The sequence below is a fragment of the Poritiphilus flavus genome, from assembly GCF_009901585.1.
Lineage (GTDB): Bacteria > Bacteroidota > Bacteroidia > Flavobacteriales > Flavobacteriaceae > Poritiphilus > Poritiphilus flavus.
In genome coordinates this window covers 50,473-69,557 of record NZ_WXYO01000005.1, presented here as the reverse complement: position 1 = coordinate 69,557, position 19,085 = coordinate 50,473, and the positions used below count along the sequence as shown (strand labels likewise).

The 19,085-nt window shown below is 46.2% G+C and carries 21 protein-coding genes; 10 read left to right on the top strand and 11 right to left on the bottom strand.

Annotation, left to right across the window (positions count from 1 at the left end):
• Positions 1-8: 8 nt before the first annotated feature.
• Positions 9-776, top strand: coding sequence for a UDP-2,3-diacylglucosamine diphosphatase (locus tag GTQ38_RS10595; protein WP_161435497.1), 768 nt, complete (start codon positions 9-11; stop codon positions 774-776).
• On the opposite strand, the gene GTQ38_RS10590 is transcribed toward GTQ38_RS10595, so the two are convergent.
• The 3 genes from GTQ38_RS10590 to GTQ38_RS10580 form a co-directional block, all read right to left on the bottom strand.
• Positions 773-1,129, bottom strand: coding sequence for a hypothetical protein (locus GTQ38_RS10590; RefSeq protein ID WP_161435496.1), 357 nt, complete (start codon positions 1,127-1,129; stop codon positions 773-775). The two genes, GTQ38_RS10595 and GTQ38_RS10590, sit on opposite strands and share 4 nt — an antisense overlap.
• Positions 1,130-1,255: 126 nt before the next feature.
• Positions 1,256-2,953 (bottom strand): single-stranded-DNA-specific exonuclease RecJ, encoded by a 1,698-nt coding sequence (gene recJ, locus GTQ38_RS10585; RefSeq protein WP_161435495.1) that lies wholly within the window; start codon positions 2,951-2,953, stop codon positions 1,256-1,258.
• A 138-nt stretch (positions 2,954-3,091) separates the two neighbouring features.
• Positions 3,092-3,523, bottom strand: a complete 432-nt coding sequence (locus GTQ38_RS10580) for an OsmC family protein (protein WP_161435494.1) — start codon at positions 3,521-3,523, stop codon at positions 3,092-3,094.
• Between the two features lie 48 nt (positions 3,524-3,571).
• On the opposite strand from GTQ38_RS10580, the gene GTQ38_RS10575 reads away from it, so the two are divergent.
• Both GTQ38_RS10575 and ade read left to right on the top strand, forming a co-directional pair.
• Positions 3,572-4,162, top strand: coding sequence for a carboxymuconolactone decarboxylase family protein (locus tag GTQ38_RS10575; RefSeq protein WP_161435493.1), 591 nt, complete (start codon positions 3,572-3,574; stop codon positions 4,160-4,162).
• The gene (gene ade, locus GTQ38_RS10570; protein ID WP_161435492.1) at positions 4,163-5,788 is read left to right on the top strand and encodes an adenine deaminase; all 1,626 of its coding nucleotides are present in this window, start codon (positions 4,163-4,165) and stop codon (positions 5,786-5,788) included.
• A 10-nt stretch (positions 5,789-5,798) separates the two neighbouring features.
• Here ade and GTQ38_RS10565 read toward each other — a convergent pair whose 3' ends face one another.
• The 4 genes from GTQ38_RS10565 to GTQ38_RS10550 all read right to left on the bottom strand — a co-directional run bounded on the left by GTQ38_RS10565 (position 5,799) and on the right by GTQ38_RS10550 (position 8,209).
• Positions 5,799-6,371 carry a uracil-DNA glycosylase family protein gene (locus GTQ38_RS10565; RefSeq protein ID WP_161435491.1) on the bottom strand — a complete coding sequence of 191 codons (573 nt, stop codon included), beginning with the start codon at positions 6,369-6,371 and terminating at the stop codon, positions 5,799-5,801.
• A complete protein-coding gene (gene rsmI / locus GTQ38_RS10560) occupies positions 6,352-7,041 on the bottom strand; it encodes a 16S rRNA (cytidine(1402)-2'-O)-methyltransferase (RefSeq protein WP_161435490.1) in 690 nt (229 codons plus the stop codon). Before rsmI ends, GTQ38_RS10565 begins: the two co-directional genes overlap by 20 nt.
• Before the next feature lie 6 nt (positions 7,042-7,047).
• Positions 7,048-7,404, bottom strand: a complete 357-nt coding sequence (locus tag GTQ38_RS10555; RefSeq protein WP_161435489.1) for a DoxX family protein — start codon at positions 7,402-7,404, stop codon at positions 7,048-7,050.
• A gap of 118 nt (positions 7,405-7,522) precedes the next feature.
• Positions 7,523-8,209: a hypothetical protein gene (locus GTQ38_RS10550; protein WP_161435488.1), complete on the bottom strand. Its 687-nt coding sequence runs from the start codon at positions 8,207-8,209 to the stop codon at positions 7,523-7,525.
• A gap of 167 nt (positions 8,210-8,376) precedes the next feature.
• Between GTQ38_RS10550 and GTQ38_RS10545 the strand changes: the two genes are divergently transcribed.
• From GTQ38_RS10545 to arfB, 7 genes are all read left to right on the top strand, one after another.
• Complete coding sequence (locus GTQ38_RS10545; RefSeq protein ID WP_161435487.1) at positions 8,377-9,027, top strand: thymidine kinase; 651 nt, start codon at positions 8,377-8,379, stop codon at positions 9,025-9,027.
• Positions 9,014-10,123: an alanine racemase gene (alr, locus tag GTQ38_RS10540; protein ID WP_161435486.1), complete on the top strand. Its 1,110-nt coding sequence runs from the start codon at positions 9,014-9,016 to the stop codon at positions 10,121-10,123. Before GTQ38_RS10545 ends, alr begins: the two co-directional genes overlap by 14 nt.
• Before the next feature lie 88 nt (positions 10,124-10,211).
• Positions 10,212-10,613, top strand: coding sequence for a large conductance mechanosensitive channel protein MscL (gene mscL, locus GTQ38_RS10535; RefSeq protein WP_161435485.1), 402 nt, complete (start codon positions 10,212-10,214; stop codon positions 10,611-10,613).
• 200 nt (positions 10,614-10,813) lie between these two features.
• Complete coding sequence (locus GTQ38_RS10530; RefSeq protein ID WP_161435484.1) at positions 10,814-11,803, top strand: aspartate-semialdehyde dehydrogenase; 990 nt, start codon at positions 10,814-10,816, stop codon at positions 11,801-11,803.
• Positions 11,804-11,896: 93 nt separating this feature from the next.
• Positions 11,897-14,053 carry a prolyl oligopeptidase family serine peptidase gene (locus tag GTQ38_RS10525; RefSeq protein ID WP_161435483.1) on the top strand — a complete coding sequence of 719 codons (2,157 nt, stop codon included), beginning with the start codon at positions 11,897-11,899 and terminating at the stop codon, positions 14,051-14,053.
• 104 nt (positions 14,054-14,157) lie between these two features.
• Positions 14,158-15,144, top strand: coding sequence for an ABC transporter ATP-binding protein (locus GTQ38_RS10520; protein ID WP_161435482.1), 987 nt, complete (start codon positions 14,158-14,160; stop codon positions 15,142-15,144).
• Between the two features lie 81 nt (positions 15,145-15,225).
• Positions 15,226-15,627 (top strand): alternative ribosome rescue aminoacyl-tRNA hydrolase ArfB, encoded by a 402-nt coding sequence (arfB, locus tag GTQ38_RS10515; protein WP_161435481.1) that lies wholly within the window; start codon positions 15,226-15,228, stop codon positions 15,625-15,627.
• A gap of 5 nt (positions 15,628-15,632) precedes the next feature.
• Here arfB and GTQ38_RS10510 read toward each other — a convergent pair whose 3' ends face one another.
• The 4 genes from GTQ38_RS10510 to GTQ38_RS10495 all read right to left on the bottom strand — a co-directional run bounded on the left by GTQ38_RS10510 (position 15,633) and on the right by GTQ38_RS10495 (position 18,973).
• The gene (locus tag GTQ38_RS10510; protein WP_161435480.1) at positions 15,633-16,469 is read right to left on the bottom strand and encodes a fumarylacetoacetate hydrolase family protein; all 837 of its coding nucleotides are present in this window, start codon (positions 16,467-16,469) and stop codon (positions 15,633-15,635) included.
• Positions 16,470-16,555: 86 nt separating this feature from the next.
• Positions 16,556-17,014, bottom strand: coding sequence for a 3-oxoacyl-ACP synthase (locus GTQ38_RS10505; protein ID WP_238857902.1), 459 nt, complete (start codon positions 17,012-17,014; stop codon positions 16,556-16,558).
• 51 nt (positions 17,015-17,065) lie between these two features.
• Positions 17,066-17,695: a hypothetical protein gene (locus tag GTQ38_RS10500; RefSeq protein WP_161435479.1), complete on the bottom strand. Its 630-nt coding sequence runs from the start codon at positions 17,693-17,695 to the stop codon at positions 17,066-17,068.
• Between the two features lie 162 nt (positions 17,696-17,857).
• Positions 17,858-18,973 (bottom strand): NAD(P)/FAD-dependent oxidoreductase, encoded by a 1,116-nt coding sequence (locus tag GTQ38_RS10495; protein ID WP_161435478.1) that lies wholly within the window; start codon positions 18,971-18,973, stop codon positions 17,858-17,860.
• Between the last annotated feature and the right edge of the window lie 112 nt (positions 18,974-19,085).

Genomic DNA, 19,085 nt, shown 5'->3' with positions numbered 1-19,085 from the left:
ACTGCCAAATGAAAACCATAAGCTTTCCCGAAGGCGAAAAGATCTATTTTGCCAGTGACAACCATCTTGGGGCACCAGACATGGCTCAAAGCCTGGAGAGGGAAAAGAAGTTTGTTTCCTGGTTAGACGAAATAAAACAGGATGCGGCGGCCATTTTTTTACTAGGTGATCTGTTTGACTTTTGGTTTGAGTATAAAACCGTAGTCCCTAAAGGCTTTACCCGAACTTTGGGAAAGCTGGCAGAAATTACTGATTCCGGAATACCTGTATACTATTTTGTCGGCAATCACGATCTGTGGATGAATGGGTATTTTGAACAGGAGCTGAATATTCCCGTTTTTCATAAACCACAACAATATCTTTTGAACGATACCTCATTTTTTGTAGGTCATGGAGACGGGCTGGGGCCCGGAGACAAGGGCTATAAACGCATGAAAAAAGTGTTTACAAATCCCCTCGCCAAGTGGTGCTATCGGTGGCTGCACCCGGACCTGGGTGTACGGCTCGCCCAGTATTTCTCCTTAAAAAACAAATTGATCTCCGGAGATGAGGATGTTAAATTCCTGGGTGAAGAAAAGGAATGGCTGGTACAATATTCCAAGAGAAAACTGGAAAAGCAGCATTACGATTATTTTGTCTTTGGGCATCGCCATCTCCCCATGGAGATCCCATTAAATGAATCTTCTACATACATCAACCTGGGAGACTGGATCTCCTACTTCACTTATGCCGTTTTCGACGGTAAAAAACTCAGGCTACACAAACTGCAAACCTAATTGCCACAGAGCTTATCCAGGTATTTTTCCAGATCCAACTGAAAAAGTGTGCCTCTGATCAGGTCGGAAATCCCCTGGAGTTCCTTGTAGCTTACTGCAAAACACAGTTGTGGTATAGGGGTTTCCAAAAGCAGAGACCTGCAGGAATCATTTTCTTTGCAATCCGAACAAAGTGGTGGTTCTGTCGCCAATGTGGATATGGAATCGTAAAACTTGTGAAGCTCTTCAGGGCTTAAAAGTATACAGCTGTCCCGGAAAACCAACTGAACTTTTTGAATGTCTTTGACAGTGCCTCGCTTCCAATAGAAGCAAATACCCAGCTTGTTATAGTAAATAGGATCAATTTCCTGCATGGTAGAGGGATGTTTAGAAAGCAAATCCAAATCTACTAATTTATTTTTATTTAGATTAATTATAAATAATATATTATAAGGTTCATCCAACTACATATTCATTACCGCCTCATTTCCTGACTGTTGTTAAGCCGTAGATTCCCGAATATCCCTTAGGCGTAATTGCAGGCTCACCCTGCCCTGCCACTCATTTTCATCCAGGCTAAACACGGCATCAAAAGATTTACCATCTTTTACCAGATCCAGCTTTTCACCCAGATTGAACCCAATTCCTCCAAGGAGACCACCTTCCTGAACTACACTCAGTTTTAAATGTTTTCCCTCTTCTCCCACCCCCCTGGCATAACCGTTATCTCTCAGCCGGTTCGCCATAAAGACCGGGGCCCGGTTTCCCGGACCGAAAGGTGCAAATTGCTTAAGGATCCGATAGAGTTTTGGCCTTAGCTGACCGATGTATATCTGGGAGTCTATTAAAAGTTCTGGTACCAGCAGGTTCGGATCGATGCTATCTTTTACGATCGCTTCAAATTTTTCCTTAAATGCCCCGTATTGCTCTTTGGCCAGGGTTAAACCAGCTGCATACTTATGTCCTCCGAATTGCTCTATATGCTCCGAGCAGCCTTCCAGGGCATTATATACGTCAAAGCCTTTTACAGAGCGAGCGGAGGCCGCCAACTTTCCACCACTTTCCGTAAAAACCAGGGTTGGTCGGTAATAGGTCTCGGTAAGGCGAGAAGCAACAATCCCGATAACCCCTTTATGCCAGTTTTCGGAAAATACCACGGAGGTAAACCGCTCTTCCTCCTGATTATGGGCTATCTGAGCCAGGGCCTCTTTTGTAATTTCGCGATCCAGATGCCTGCGATCCGTATTGAATTGTTCAATTTCCTTTGCACTGACCCTGGCTTGCTCATCCCTGGTTTCCGTCAGCAGGTTCACCGCATATTCCCCGTGTTTCATCCTTCCGGCCGCGTTGATCCTCGGAGCGATAATAAAGACCACATCGGTTATGCTCAAACGGCTCTTACTAATGGTATTGATTATTGCTTTAAACCCGGGCCGTGGATTGGAGTTGATCACTTTCAGGCCGTGATATGCCAGCACCCGGTTCTCTCCGGTTATCGGAACGATATCTGCTCCTATTGCCGTAGCGACCAGGTCCAGATAGGGTATGAGATCATCTACTTTATAACCGGAACCCTGAGCTAATGCCTGAACAAGTTTAAAGCCGATCCCACAACCACACAACTCGTCATAAGGATAGTGGCAATCCTGGCGCTTAGGGTCAAGAACGGCAATCGCCGTCGGAAGTTCCTTTCCGGGCCTGTGGTGATCACAGACAATAAAGTCAATACCTTTTTCTTTGGCATATGCGATCTGTTCAATGGCCTTTACCCCGCAATCCAGGGCAATGATCAGGCTTATCCCGTTGTCTTCAGCATAATCTATCCCCTGCAAAGAAACCCCGTAACCCTCGGTATACCTATCGGGTATATAAATCGCCACTCGGCGATAATTCTTCTTTAGATATGAAGAAAGCAGGGCCACAGCACAGGTACCATCAACGTCGTAATCCCCATAGACCAAAATATTTTCTTCATTCTCGATGGCCTTTCGGATACGGTCTACCGCCCTGTCCATATCCTGCATAAGAAATGGATCGTGCAGGTCGCTCAACCGTGGCCGGAAAAACTTCCTGGCTTCATCGTAGCTGTCAATTCCACGCTGGAGTAATAATTGCGCTACCAGTGGCTCCACATTCAGCTCAGTGGCCAGCTTCTGTGTTTTGGCAGCATCCGGTTTCGGTTTGAGGGTCCAGCGCATGAGTCTCGTGTAGAAATTTCAGTTTTAGGTGTTAGGTTTTAAGTACTAAGACGAAATTTGAAATGAAACACGCCTTATTTTGTCTGTTATAATCAAAATTAGTGTTTCTTCCTGCAATGATATTGCGTATTACTTGTATTAACTTTTATGATGAAAAACGGTTACTATTTTTAATTCGGCAAACCTTCGGAACATCTCCATTACGCCGCAGTACTTCTCAACGGAAAGATCCACAGCCTTATTCAATTTTTCCTCTTTCAAATTGCTGCCGTGAAAGTGGTACTCAACAGTAACTGAATCATAATACCTCGGATGCTCATCTGTAAGGTTCGCGATCGTCTCTATGGAAAAATCATCCACTTCCAGCTTCATTTTCCTGATCAGGGAGGCAACATCCAGGCCGGAACAGCCGGCCAAACTGGACAGCATCAGGGCTTTTGGGCGTAGCCCCTTACCTTCGCCCCCATCATCTGGACTCGCATCTATAGTAAGATTTAAGCCTGATGGATTCGTACTTTCGAAGGCCATATTGCCCATCCATTTGGTGGAGATATGATTTGTAGTGCTCATTATTTTTTGTTTCTTGTGGGTTCAAAAATACAATTTAAAAACGCAATTATGGCGCTTGTCCAACCCCTTGATCCGAACCACGATCCGAAGACCAAAGAACTCGCAGAGTTTTTCAACGAGACCCTTGGGTTTTGCCCAAACTCTGTGCTCACTATGCAGCACAGGCCAGCTATTTCAAAAGCATTTATCAACCTGAACAAAGCCGTAATGGCCAACGAAGGAAGGGTCTCCTCAGCCCTAAAACGTATGATCGCCTGGGTAAGCAGCAATTCTACAGGTTGCCGCTACTGTCAGGCCCACGCGATCAGAGCTGCAGAAAGGTACGGCGCGGAGCAGGAACAGTTGGACAACATATGGGAATACCGCACTCACCCCGCCTTCTCCGAGGCTGAAAGGGCCGCACTGGATTTTTCACTAGCGGCTTCCCAAATTCCGAATGCCGTAGACAGCCAGATCAAGGAGCGGCTGTATCAACATTGGGATGAAGGAGAGATCGTTGAAATGCTTGGGGTAATCTCCCTATTCGGTTACCTCAACCGATGGAATGATTCCATGGGAACTACTATTGAATCCGGTGCTGTGGAAAGCGGCGAACAATATCTTGGAAAACACGGTTGGGAAAAAGGTAAGCACGCGTAAATGACAAGAATTAATGGGCAGCTGGTAGACATTCCAGGCCGCAGGATCTATCCCGCGGAGATTCTTTTTAGTAATGGCAGGATAAGCGCCGTCCGCGAGATAAAGCAGGCGGCAGATCATTTTATTCTTCCGGGTTTCGTTGATGCGCATGTTCATATTGAGAGTTCCATGTTGGTACCATCGGAATTTGCCAGGCTTGCAGTGCTGCAAGGTACTGTGGCAACGGTTTCAGATCCTCATGAGATAGCCAATGTATTGGGCGCTGATGGGGTGCGCTTTATGATAGAAAACGGGCGGAAAGTACCGCTAAAATTCCATTTTGGAGCGCCTTCCTGTGTTCCGGCCACTAGTTTTGAGACATCGGGCGCTACTATCGACGCCAATGGGATCGATCAATTACTATCCCTTCCGGATATCTATTACCTGGCGGAAATGATGAACTATCCCGGGGTACTGACGGACGATGAGGAGGTTTACCAAAAGATAGCCCATGCCCATGCCCACAAAAAGCCGGTAGACGGGCACGCCCCTGGCCTGATGGGCCCCGAGCTGCAAAAGTATATCGAGGCAGGCATTAGTACGGACCACGAATGCTTCAGTTATGCCGAGGGCCTGGAAAAACTGGAACGGGGCATGAAAGTTATTATACGCGAGGGAAGCGCAGCCAAGAATTTTGAAGCGCTGATCGATCTGTTGCCAGAACACTACGGAAATATGATGTTCTGCTCAGACGATAAACACCCGGACGATCTGGTTAAAGGACATATCAATCAGCTTTGCGCCAGGGCCGTAGCCAAAGGCATGGATGTTTTCAAAGTACTTCAGGCAGCCTGTCTGAACCCCATTGCCCATTACAATATGGATGTAGGGCAGCTTCGCGAAGGAGATGCCGCGGATTTTATCCTGATAGACGATCTGGTGGATTTTAAGGTGCTTCAAACCTTCATCAACGGGGAATGTGTAGCAAAAAACAACCGATCATTAATAGGTACTGTTCCCTTTTCCACGCCTAACAATTTTGAATGCGATCCCAGGCGTCCGGAAGACTTTTTCGTTTCCGCGGACTCCTCAAATATCCGGGTCATTGAAGCTTTGGACGGGGAGTTGATCACCAACGAGATTCAGGCTTCGATCCCGGTCCACAAGGGAGGCCTTTCGTCCGATATCCAAAAAGATATCCTCAAGGTGGCCGTGGTCAATCGCTATAAGAATACTGAACCTGCGGTGGGTTTCATTAAGAACTTTGGACTCAAAAAAGGTGCTATCGCCAGTTCGGTTGCCCATGATTCGCATAACATCATTGCCGTCGGAACCACAGACGAGGCTTTGTGCGAAGCCGTAAACCTTATCATTCAGAACAAAGGGGGAATTTCTTGTGTCAGCGATGCGGGACATCAATGCCTGGCGCTACCCGTGGCCGGTATAATGAGCGACAAGGGAGGCCTGGAGGTCGCAAAGGCTTACGAGGAATTGGACAGCATGGCGAAATCCCTGGGAAGCCAACTTCGTGCTCCATTTATGACACTCTCCTTTATGGCGCTGCTCGTAATCCCGGACCTGAAACTTTCAGATAAAGGCCTTTTCAGCGGCAGGTCCTTTTCCTTTGTAGATCTATTTGCCGACTGATTACTTCTCTTTACAGCAAAAGTTTACTGACACGGGCCTTGAGCTCCGGCAAAACCTCCTCCTCAAACCAGGGATTTTTTGAAAGCCAAAAGCGGTTACGGGGTGAAGGATGTGGTAAGGGGAAGTATTGAGGCAGGTATTCTTGATAGTTTCGAACGGTTTCGGTAAGATTAGCCTGTGCCCGTTCTCCCAAATAGTACTTTTGAGCATATCCGCCTATAAGTAATGTCAATGCATCATCCGCAATGGGTTCTAATAAGGGGCCGTGCCAAAGCGGAGCGCATTCCGGCCGGGGAGGCAGATCTCCGGATTTGCCTTTTCCAGGATAGCAAAAGCCCATAGGGATCAGGGCCATTTTCTTTTCGTCGTAGAAGACCTGGTCCGAAACGTCCAACCATTTTCTAAGCTGTTTACCACTGGGATCATCCCAGGGTATACCCGTCTCGTGAACTTTGGCCCCGGGTGCCTGCCCGATAAGAATGATCCTGGAATCGGTATGTGCCGCTACTATGGGCCTTGGACCCAATGGCAAATAGGATTCACACACCACGCAAGACCTGATATCATCCAGAAGTTTTTCCATCTTTTTTCCCTGCCACTACGATTACCAATTCTCCTTTAGGAGCTTTATTTTTAAAATGTTCCTGTACTTCTTCCAAAGTTCCCCTGATAGTCTCTTCATATAGTTTTGTCAATTCCCGGGACACGCTGACCCTTCGGTCCGCCCCAAAGTATTCGGAAAGATCCGATAGGGTTTTGAGTAATTTATAGGGGGATTCATAAAAGATCAGGGTGCGGGATTCCTCGGCCAACTGTTTTAAACGGGTTTGCCTTCCTTTTTTAGGTGGAAGGAAACCCTCAAATACAAATCGGTCGTTAGGAAGGCCGCTTTGCACCAGGGCCGGTACAAAAGCCGTCGCACCAGGCAGACATTCCACAGGGATGTCGTTCTCCACGCAGGCCCGTGTAAGCAGAAATCCCGGGTCTGAGATTGCAGGGGTTCCGGCGTCCGAGATCAATGCGATCTGTTCACCACTTTTAAGGCGTTTAATGATCCCGTCCAGGGTTTTATGCTCATTGTGCATATGATGGCTTTGCATCGGGGTACTGATCTCATAACGTTGCAGAAGTTTTCCGCTGGTCCGGGTATCTTCAGCCAGAATAAGATCTACCTCTTTTAATACCGAAATTGCCCGAAGCGTAATATCCTCCAGGTTACCAATAGGCGTTGGGACTAAATACAGTTTTTCCATAAGTGATCAGGGCCGAACGGCTCTCCCTGTAAAATAAGACAGTAATACCCCTGCAAGTGCTAGCAGAGAGAACAGATAATCCGCCCCATTGAACATATAATGCGCAAAAAAAGCCAAAAGTGTATTGAAGAAGAAGCCGGCATAAGCCCATTCCCTTAACCATTTTGAGAAATTCCCCCAAATTGCAATTAACCCCAGGATCTTTGCTATGGCAAGAGGATAAACCAGGTAGGTTGGATAGCCAAAAGCCTCAAAATAGCCTTTTATTGCTTCGTGATTAAAAAAGTAATTGTAAACAGAGAACAACATGATCGCGCTGAAGAGGGAGGTGGCGATCCAGTAAACAATCTTTTGTGTTTTCATAAAATATAGCTGTGGTCGTTTCGCGAATTCTAAAGATACTAAAATTAGCTGCCTCCGGAGCAGACAAAAAAAGCCCGCCTGGCAGCGGGACTTTAAATGCTAAAACGGTATTGAATTATTAGGCAAAACGCCTTTCGATCAAACCCATAAATCGGTTAACGTAGTCGTCCTTCCCTTGCCAGTCATTGTAATCCGGCCTGACCATATTCTCAATAAAAGCAATAGAGCGTTCCTCAGTGTCAATGGTGTTCAACTGGGATATCACACGGTTGAAATCCTCTGTACTGTCATTAAAAAGATGCTTTACAAAAGCGAGTCTGTCATTCAGTCCAACTTTAATATCCTTATTGGAAAGCGTATCGTTAAGAGATTTAGCTTTCGTTTCCTTGCTCGGGAGTTCAACCTCAGGGGTTAGCTCTTCCTTGTCGTTTTTGACAACCTCCGTTTTTGCAACAAACTCGGCAAAGAACTGATTGATCTCCGACCCGCCAGGCATTTCGGATACCATATCCTTAATGGTATCTATGCCGGGAGTGATGATATCTTCTTCGTGAGGATTAGACTCCGGTACCGACTTGTTTTCGTTCATAACCGCGCTCGCCATTTTTTCGAACTTTGAGGCGATAGCATTCTTGGATACATCGATCTCGATGTCATTCAACTTCTCATCTATGAATTTGAGTACAGCTAATTTTTCGTACAGATTCTTGGCACTTTCATATAACTGAGGAATTTCAGTAAGCCCTCTGGAGGTAATAATGTCTGTTGACAATTTTACCAATTCCTCTTTCAATTTTCTTTTCATGTCATTTTCTTAATTGCCCCATCAGGGCCGCCCAAACTTAATTTTCAACAAAAAAGGGTATGTTCTTTTTAGATATCCGAACCTCACAGGTGGTTCTTTTTTAATACTTTTACACCCGGGTATATACAAGAACGGAGAAACCACATACTTTCGTCTAAAATTACAAAATGTTTCTCGAAAACACTGTTAATCATAAGGAACAATTCGGCTGGATAGAGGTGATCTGTGGCTCCATGTTTTCGGGTAAGACAGAGGAACTTATCCGTCGTCTGAGGCGGGCGCAATTTGCCAAACAGAAAGTAGAGATCTTTAAACCCATTGTGGATACCCGTTATGATCAGGATAGGGTGGTATCTCATGACGAAAATGAAATACGGTCAACACCGGTCCCCGCGGCCGCAAATATCCGTATCCTGGCGGATGATTGCGAGGTAGTAGGAATTGACGAGGCCCAGTTCTTTGACGATGAGATCGTGACCGTTTGCAACGATCTCGCCAATAGGGGAGTTCGGGTTGTAGTCGCTGGCCTGGATATGGATTTCAAAGGGAATCCTTTTGGGCCTATGCCAGCTTTGATGGCCACAGCCGAATACGTTACTAAGGTCCATGCCATATGCACCAGGACAGGGAACCTCGCTAATTACAGTTTCCGGAAATCAGACAACGATAAATTGGTCCTTCTCGGAGAAACGGAAGACTATGAGCCTTTAAGTCGAGCAGCCTTCTACAAAGCCATGTTGAAGGAAAAGGTCAGCCAAATGGAAGTAAAGGACGAAGAGGTTGTCCAAACCAAAAAAAACACCAATGCCAGAAGTTAAGGAGACTGTCCTTGAGATTGACCTGGAGGCGTTGAGGCACAATTACGATTTTCTGAGATCAAGGCTCAGGCCTGATACCAAATTTATGGCCGTGGTCAAGGCTTTTGGTTATGGAAGCGATGCCGCGGTCATTGCCAAAAAACTGGAAGAACTGGGGGTAGACTATTTTGCGGTGGCCTATGTACACGAAGGCGTGGCGCTCAGGGAGTCCGGCATCAGTATCCCCATTCTAGTTCTTCATCCGCAGATCGGTAACCTGGACCTGCTGATCGCCCATAATCTGGAGCCCAGTTTGTATTCATTAAAAGTGCTGAAAGCATTCTTAGCAGCGGCTGGAAGACAAGGATTACTGGATTACCCCGTACATCTTAAGTTCAATACCGGCCTCAATCGCCTGGGGTTCTGGGAAAATGATGTTGACTTCATTAAAAGGGAGTTGGCCGGGCACCGTGAAGTGAATGTAAAAGGTATATTTTCGCATCTGGCGGCCTCGGACGACCTGGAAGAAAAGGATTTTACACAAACGCAGATCGGCACTTTTGAAAAGATCACATCGGAAATTACCACCGTTCTGGGCTACAGCCCGATTAAACATCTCCTCAACACTTCCGGTATACTGAACTTTCCCGAAGCGCAATACGATATGGTACGAAGCGGAATCGGTCTGTACGGTTATTCCAACGACCCGGAAATTGACCGACAGCTGAAAGGCGTGGGTACGCTTAAAACCGTGATCTCACAGCTACATAAAATAGAGCCAGGTGAAAGCGTGGGATACAACAGGGCCTATATCTCAGAGGGCTACAGGACCACAGCCACACTTCCACTGGGGCATGCAGATGGTATAGGCAGGCAGTACGGAAGGGGGAAAGCTAATGTTTTACTACATGGACAAAAAGCGCCAATCGTGGGGAATGTTTGTATGGACATGATCATGATAGACGTCACCGGGATTGACTGCCAGGAAGGTGATGAGGTTATCGTATTCGGCCCGGAAAATTCCGCGGAGGATTTTGCCTCAGGAGCCAATACCATTTCATATGAGCTTATAACGGGTATTTCTTCCCGTGTAAAAAGGCAGTTTCTAGGGGATTGAATTGCATTTTAACATTTTGTTAGGAATATTTTTTTTAGTTACCTTGTGGCGGGTATAACTAAATATTAACCATTAAAAACACTACATCATGTTAAAAGAATTCAAGGAATTTATCATGACCGGCAACGTCATTGAATTTGCAGTGGCCGTCATTATGGCGGGTGCTGTCGGTCTGGTAGTTAACGGTTTTGTCAACGATATTGTGATGCCCATCGTAGGGCAATTCACAGGAGGGGTTGACTTTGCCAATCTAAAGTACGTACTAACGGCAGCCTCAGGAGTAGAAGGAGAAGCGGGCTACGTGGCTGAAAATGCTGTACGGTATGGCGCATGGATCAACACCCTGGTCAATTTACTGATCGTTGGGTTGGTTATGTTCATGATCGTTAAGGCATACAACAAAGTGAAGACCCCACCACCCCCGCCACCGCCTTCAGGACCTTCTCAGGAAGATCTGCTCGCGGAAATCAGAGATCTATTGAAAAAGTAATAAGCTAATTCGGCCCGGTATTCTATCGGGCACCGCTACACTACAGTTATAACCAAAAACCGCCGGGGAAATCCAAACTCTGGCGGTTCTTTTTTTAAATATGTTTATTTTATAACAGTTTGTTATATTTTTATATAGCCAAAGAAAAGTCTTGGTCGATCCAGCTTCTTGAGGTAACTTTGTTGGCCTAAATTTAAACAATGAAAGTAGCTGTAGTAGGAGCCACCGGAATGGTTGGAGAAGTGATGCTGAAGGTTTTGGAGGAAAGGGATTTCCCAATAACCGAATTACTTTTAGTAGCCTCTGAGCGCTCTGTGGGTAAAACGATCTCATACCGAGGGGAAGAACATACGGTGATCGGACTGGACGACGCCATCGCCCTACGCCCGCATCTTGCCATATTTTCGGCCGGAGGAGATACTTCCCTGGAATGGGCTCCAAAATTCGCGGAAGTTGGGACCACAGTGGTCGACAATTCTTCCGCCTGGCGTATGGATCCAACCAAAAAATTGGTAGTCCCTGAAATAAACGCCCACCTGCTAACCGCGGCAGATAAGATCATAGCCAACCCGAATTGTTCCACCATACAGATGGTAATGGTTTTGGCTCCGCTTCACAAAAAATATAAGATGAAGCGTGTAGTGGTTTCAACCTATCAATCCGTTTCGGGAACCGGGGTAAAAGCCGTTCGCCAGCTGGAAAACGAGATGGCCGGAGTATCCGGAGAAATGGCTTACCCATATCCCATTAACCGCAATGCCTTGCCGCATTGCGACATATTCATGGAAAACGGCTATACCAAAGAAGAGATGAAGCTGGCCAGGGAACCTCAAAAGATATTGGACGACAGAACATTCTCCGTGACGGCAACCGCTGTCCGCATCCCTACTGCAGGCGGGCATTCCGAAGCCGTCAACGTTGAATTTGAATCGGATTTTGATCTTAGCGAAGTCCGGGCTCTGCTTCAGGCTACTCCCGGAGTGACCGTGCAGGACAATCCCGACACTAACACTTACCCAATGCCCATTTACGCTCATGACAAAGACGATGTTTTTGTGGGCCGCATAAGGCGAGATGAGACCCAACCTAATACGGTAAATATGTGGATAGTCTCGGATAACCTTAGGAAAGGGGCGGCTACCAATGCCGTTCAGATAGCGGAGTACCTTGTAGAAAACGAGCTGGTCTGAGACACCGTTTAACAATACTGTTAAAACCTTTGGAAAACCCTTTATCCAAAGGTTTTTTTATGGTAATTTTAGGGCTTCTTTTAAACCCTGAATATGAACCGTTATATCCCCATTTGCATGGCATTACTGTTAATAACAGCTTGCCAGAACAGTCCGAAAAAAACTACTATCGCCGTGACCTACCCCAATACGCTTAAAACCGACAGCGCCGACACCTATTTCGGGGTCGAGCTAAAAGATCCATATCGCTGGCTTGAAGATGACAGGAGCCCGGAGACCGAAGCCTGGGTAAAGGAACAAAACCAGGTAACTTTTGGCTATCTGGAACAGATCCCATTTAGAAATGACCTTAAAAACCGCTTTGAAAAACTCTGGAATTACGAGAAGCTGGGGACTCCTTTTAAAGAAGGGGGATATACGTACTTCTATAAGAATGACGGATTGCAGGACCAGTACGTGGTATACAGAAGGAAAGATGATGAGGAAGAAGAAGTGTTCCTTGATCCTAACACCTTTTCCAAAGATGGAACTACCTCACTTTCAAGTTTGAGTTTTACCAAAGACGGAAGCCTGGCTGCCTACCTGATCTCAGAAGGTGGAAGCGATTGGAGAAAAGGGATCGTTTTGAATGCGGAAACCAAAGAAATGCTTGGGGATACGCTGGTTGACATTAAGTTCAGCGGTCTGTCCTGGTACAAGAACGAAGGCTTCTACTATTCCAGTTATGACAAACCTGAAGGCAGTGAGTTATCCGCCAAAACTGATCAACATAAGGTATATTACCACAAGTTGGGAACATCGCAAAAAGAGGATCAACTCATTTATGGAGGCGAACCGGAAGAACAGCACAGATACGTTTCGGCCAGGGTCACCAAAGACCAAAATTACCTGCTGCTGACCGCTGCAAATTCCACATCCGGGAATAAATTATTCATTAAAGAATTAGGCGTTAAGAATGCGGCGTTGGTCCCCATAGTAGATCATGAAGATGCAGACACCTATCTCGTGGATAACGAGGGCGCAAAACTCTATCTGTCCACCAACCAGGATGCTCCGAACACCAGGATCGTCACTGTTGACGCTGCTGATCCCGGACCCGAAAACTGGAAAGATTTTATACCGGAAACAGAGCATGTACTGAGTCCGAATACCGGTGGGGGCTACTTTTTTGCTGAATATATGGTGGATGCTATCTCCAAAGTACTGCAGTACGACTATGACGGCAAACTTATACGTGAGGTAGAACTTCCCGGAATAGGTAGTGCAAGCGGATTTGGGGGCAAGAAAGAAGACAAGGAATTCTACTTTTATTTCAGCAACTACAAAACCCCGGGATCCTCATACAAATACAATGTGGAAACAGGGGAATACGAGCAGTATTGGAAGCCGGAAATCGATTTCAATCCGGACGATTATGAGTCCAAACAGGTTTTCTACAATTCCAAAGATGGCACAAAGGTCCCCATGATCATCACTCATAAAAAAGGCCTGGAACTCAACGGTAAAAATCCGACCCTGCTTTATGGCTACGGTGGTTTTAATATAAGCTTAACCCCGTCTTTTAGTGTGGTCGACGCCATCTGGATGGAGCAAGGCGGAGTATACGCCGTTCCTAATATCCGGGGCGGAGGAGAGTACGGCAAAAAGTGGCACGAAGGTGGGATCAAGACCAGAAAACAAAATGTTTTCGACGATTTTATCGCCGCGGCTGAATATCTGATATCCAACAACTATACTTCTTCTGACTACCTGGCAATACAGGGCGGCTCTAACGGCGGTCTGCTGGTGGGTGCGGTAATGACCCAACGTCCTGATCTGATGAAGGTAGCGCTTCCAGCTGTCGGGGTACTGGACATGCTGAGGTATCACACCTTTACAGCCGGTGCAGGCTGGGCTTATGATTACGGCACCTCGGAAGAAAGTGAAGAGATGTTCAACTACCTGCTCGGATATTCTCCGGTGCATAATGTAAAGGAGGGGACTGCTTATCCGGCTACCCTGGTAACCACCGCGGATCACGATGATAGGGTAGTTCCGGCTCATAGCTTCAAGTTCGCTTCGGAACTACAGGACAAGCAAAGCGGCCTTAACCCCACATTAATTCGTATAGAGACCAACGTAGGCCACGGTGCGGGTGCTCCGGTGAGCAAAACCGTTGAAAAATTCGCGGATATCTTTGCGTTCACCCTTTTTAATATGGGGTTCGAGGAACTTCCAAACCAGGCCGTTTTGAAAGAATTTAAAGAATAAACCCAAATATTTATCGTCAAAATTCGTTTTGAATGTGATGGTTCCATAAGGCCTGCCCCCGGGCCGTACCAAACTACAGAAGGACAGAAAAGAAAACACCGCTTATGTTACACGTAAACCGCGTTTCTTTTGCTTACGATGAAAAACCCGTGCTTGAAGACATCCGTTTTCAAGTGGGCAAGGGCGAACATGTGGCCATTATGGGGGAAAGCGGCTGCGGCAAAAGCACCCTTCTCAAGATAATTTACGGCTTACTGCACGTCAATGTGGGTGAGATTAGCTGGAACTCCAGTCCGGTTAAAGGCCCGTTGTATCACCTGGTCCCCGGGGAACCTTTTATGAAATACCTCTCCCAGGATTTTGATCTGATGCCTTATACCACCGTAGAAGAAAACATCAGTGAATTCCTCTCCGTCTTTTATCCCGAAGAGCTACAACAGCGAACGCAGGAACTGTTGGGAATGATAGAAATGCGGGAGTTCGCAAAGACCAAAGTAAAGCATCTTAGTGTTGGGCAGCAACAAAGAGTGGCACTGGCAAGAGTACTGGCGCAAAAGCCCGAGGTACTTCTACTGGACGAACCCTTCAGTCACATAGACAATTTCCAGAAGAACAGCCTGAGAAGGAATTTGTTCCATTACCTCAAAGCGGAGCAGATCACCTGCCTTACGGCTACTCACGATTACAATGATGTACTACCTTTTGCGGAACGCATCATAGTACTTAAAGACCATAAGATACTTGCTAAAGCCCCTACTCTGGAACTTTATGAGAACCCTGGGGATCTTTACACCGCTTCGCTTTTTGGGGAGGCCAACCTCATCCCCATCAATGTGGTAAAATCCTATGCGGACACCACCAGAAGGATTATCGTATATGCGCATGAATTTAAGGTCTCTCAAAATTCTGGCTTGCCTGTGGAGGTACAACATTCCTATCCCATGGGTAATTATTACCTCATCAAAGGGGTGTCCGATGAGAAAGCAATTTACTTTAATTCCGCTACAGCACTCGAAGCCGGAAGCCGACTATTTCTTAACATAGCCCTGGAAACCATCAACAAGCGGCTGAACGCGAAGCAACTGAGTTAAGGCCAACCGCCAATTGCTGTAACAAGCCTTATTTTTAAAAACCTCTATGTGGTTTTCCTATTTTTGCCAAAACCCTCAGAGTTGAATAAAGAAGAGATCATCCGGGAATTAAGGTTTAAATCTGTTAGAAGTAGCGGTGCCGGAGGGCAACATGTAAATAAGGTTGCTACAAAGGTCGTACTTCAGTTTGCTCTTGAGGATTCCAAAGCACTGAACGAGGAGGAAAAAATATTGATCAAGGCAAAACTGCGTAATCGCTTAAATAAAGATCAGCAGCTCGTACTGCACTCGGATACTACAAGAAGCCAAAGCAGGAACAAAGCCCTGGTAACCCAACAGTTCCTTAAATTAATTACCGAAGCGCTAAAGAAGAAAAAGATACGGAAGAAGACATCCCGTAGCCGGGCTTCCATAGAAAAAAGGCTTTCAGACAAGCGAAAAGCCGCGGAAAAGAAACAAAGCAGGCAAAAGCCGAAGCTTTAACCCTTTTATTCAACACAGTTTATCAGGGTTCCTATTCCATCTATGCTTATGGCGATCTCATCCCCGGACTGCAGGTTAAAACTACTGTCCGGAACAATTCCCGTGCCTGTCATCAATAAGCATCCGTGAGGAAAGGAATACTCCAGGAAAAGATAGTGCACCAATTCCTCGAGCGAACGCTTTAATTGTTCCAGCGAAGTACTTCCGGTGTAAACGGATTTACCTGCCCGGTTTATTGCCATGTGTATAGGGGTATTTCCGGCCAAAGGTTCCTTTTGGACAAGAATACAGGGCCCCACGGCCGCTGCTCCGTCATAGGTCTTGGCCTGTGGCAGGTAAAGGGGGTTTTCTCCTTCTATACTTCTGGAACTCATGTCATTTCCAATAGTATAACCGACGATCTTCCCTGAAGAAGTCACTGAGAGCGTAAGCTCAGGCTCGGGAACATCCCAACTGGAATCCTTTCGCTTTCTCACTTTTCCGTTTGGCCCCACGGCTCTGTATCCCATGGACTTAAAAAAGAGTTCAGGACGTTTGGCTTCGTAAACTCTCGCGTAGAAATTGCTTCCACCGGCTTCTTTAGATTCCTCTTCCCTTCCCAATTTACTGTTGTAGTAAGTAACGCCACTTGCCCAGATTTCCTGGTTTTGGACCGGCGCCAGAAGCTCCTCCTCCAGGTACTTTTCTGCAGACTCTAATGGTTTTGCGGTTTTAATGCGGTCCACCAGCTTGTCATACAGACCGTCATCGTTAATGAATTGATCCCAATTTTCGTTTTCTAAAAGATAGTGAGAACCGCCGTCTTCGAGCAGTATCCCTTTTCTAGTTCTATATACCTTCATGGCTGGTGGGTTGTCGTACGTGCTGTAAATTAAGAAGTATTTTTTGATCCGCGAAAAAGGGAAGAATTTAGCGCAGCCGCAACTAACTACACTATCCGAAGTATTTTGTGCTGTTTGCCATTTAGCTCGTAGGTATCCCCGGCCTGCTTCCCTAATAACAGTCGTCCCACAGGAGCCTGAGGGGAAATACAGAAGACCTGGCTTTTCTTGCCCTTGTACAATCCGGCTGAAATGGACATAAAGAAACATGCTGCTTTGGTCTCAACCAGGGTGCCCAGACCTATTCTTTCTGAGCTGCTCTCAGGATCTATCCCCTGAAGTACACTCTCCATTTTTTCAAGCTCCCGCAGTTGATAGCCTAATTTTTCCCTTTCGAGTTGCAACATGGCCCTTCCGGTTTCGTGTTTATCCCCGGCACTGCTTTTGGTCTCAGAAGTCAGAGCCTCCGCCACTTCAGCAATCCTTAGCCGAATCACTCGGCGTTTCTGGCTGACAAAATCAACACAAAAATCATAGGCTTCTATCTTGTTTTCCAAGATGATCATGAAGCAAATCTAATTAAAAGAAAATACAGTTTTGGGTGGTTATGGCCGGGCTTACTCTTCAAAATGATAGAGGTCTGCGAGCCTGAAGATCAGGAATTCGATGATGCCGTCGTCGCTCATCCCCTGCTGATACATGCTATAGACCTCATCAAAATTATCTTCCTTGAAGTAGTCCAGGTCTCCCGATCGATATTCACTGAATATGTTCCACGACTTAAGCCCTTCCAGCATTTCTTTATGGGCGTAATAGCGCTTACTCACCATGGCCAGATTTTCTTCGTACATTTTGCTCTGGGCACGGTTTAAGCCTACTTCATTGGCCAAAAGTCGGGCGTATTCAGCCTTTAGTCTTCGGTCTGACCTTTCAGCCTGGGCTATGATCTTGAAATAGGCCCTGGAGACCAGGGAATGGTATTTCTTCTCAAAACCGCTGTCAACATCTGATCCCATCTTGGCGTCACTTTCGGAGATCCCGACGTCGGAGCTGCTGTAAAAGAAGTCTTTGTTTTCCGAAGGGGTGATCGCCAGTCCGGCCTGCAACGAATTTTCCCAGGCCTGGGACTTGATCATCTCCTTCCATACCGCATTGTACTCCTTGCTGAAGTTTCTCTTGGAAGGAGAGCACCCCAGACAAAAACAAAGTATGACCACCGGAATTGCAGCGATTTGTCGTGTTCTCATATTTTCGGCCAAAAACAGCTTGAAAATAGATCTAAAGGTCAGGGGAAGGGTGTGAAAAAGGACTGCTTCTTCAGCCTTTGGGGAAAGGGCAAGAAACGACATTTATTCCTAATATAAAAGGGAATTCTTTAAGACGGGCTATTTCTTCGGCAAGTTTAAGGGTTAGGCGCTGATTTCAGCCAGGTCTTTTCCCGTCTCAGAGCCAATTGCCACACCCATACCTCCCAGGCGGACCGCACAAAAGACCTTGTCTGAAACTGCTTTGACAATTGGGGTTTTATGGTCTCCTACGCCCATGATCCCGCTCCATCGCCTTTCTATCCCGATGGATTTCCCAGGCAGGATAACGGATTTCAACAGCTGTTCCAGTTTGTTTTGAATTGTTAAGGTAAGGCCGAAATCTGTGGTTTCTTCTTTGGCGAAATCCAGATTCCTCCCACCGCCCAGGAGAATACGTCCATCCAGATTTCTAAAATAGTAATATCCTGCATCCAGGTGAAAGGTGCCCCGGACTTGGAGTCCTGGAATGGGTTTGGTAAGCAACACCTGTGCTCTGGCAGGTTTTACGTTTTCGTTGAGCAATTCAGAAGCAAATCCATTGGTTGCAAAGCACAATTTTTTGGTCTCAAATTCAAACTGGTCTGTTTGCACCTTTACTACAGATCCGCTCTCTTCAAATTTTTGAACAGTAACTTTGTTCAGTATGGGAATATTATTGGAATAAACAAGCCTTATCAGGTTTTGCATCATCCTTCCTGTATCTATCTGTCCTTCAAATTGGTGGGTGACAAGGGTGTTCTGTATTCCCTGAAAACCAAAGGTATTCCTTTTCGTTTTCAGAGGAGGTTCCTTAAAAATGGGTTTTAGAAGTTCATTGATCCTCGGTAATGACTCCAGGCATTCATCAAAGCTATCCTGCTCGTCTTCCAAAAAGATCTCATGTCCTCCCAGCATTTGAAAATCCAGGGCTTCATCTCCGAGATTTTTGCGAAGCAATTGTATTCCCCGCCATCTTTTGAGCACCAAATCGTAGACGGTTTCCTCGGAGTGGGATCGCAGATCGCTCAATATCTCTGAAATGCTGCCGTAACAGGCAAAACCGGCGTTTTTTGTGCTGGCTCCCATGGGTAGTACTCCCTTCTCTAAAACCAGTATACTTGCTGAAGGATAACGCCTCCTAAGCTCCAGGGCACAACTGAGTCCGACAATACCACTGCCTACAATGGTAAAATCCAGATCGGAAAGGTAGCTCTTGTATTCCCAGTAACTCCAGTTCATTTTTGAGCATAATGAAGCAGTTAAAAAAAGTTCGCTTGCGACTTGGTCACATCGAGCGCAGTCGAGATGTATTTAATAATCGGATATTCAAAGAGTTCTCGACTGCCCGTCC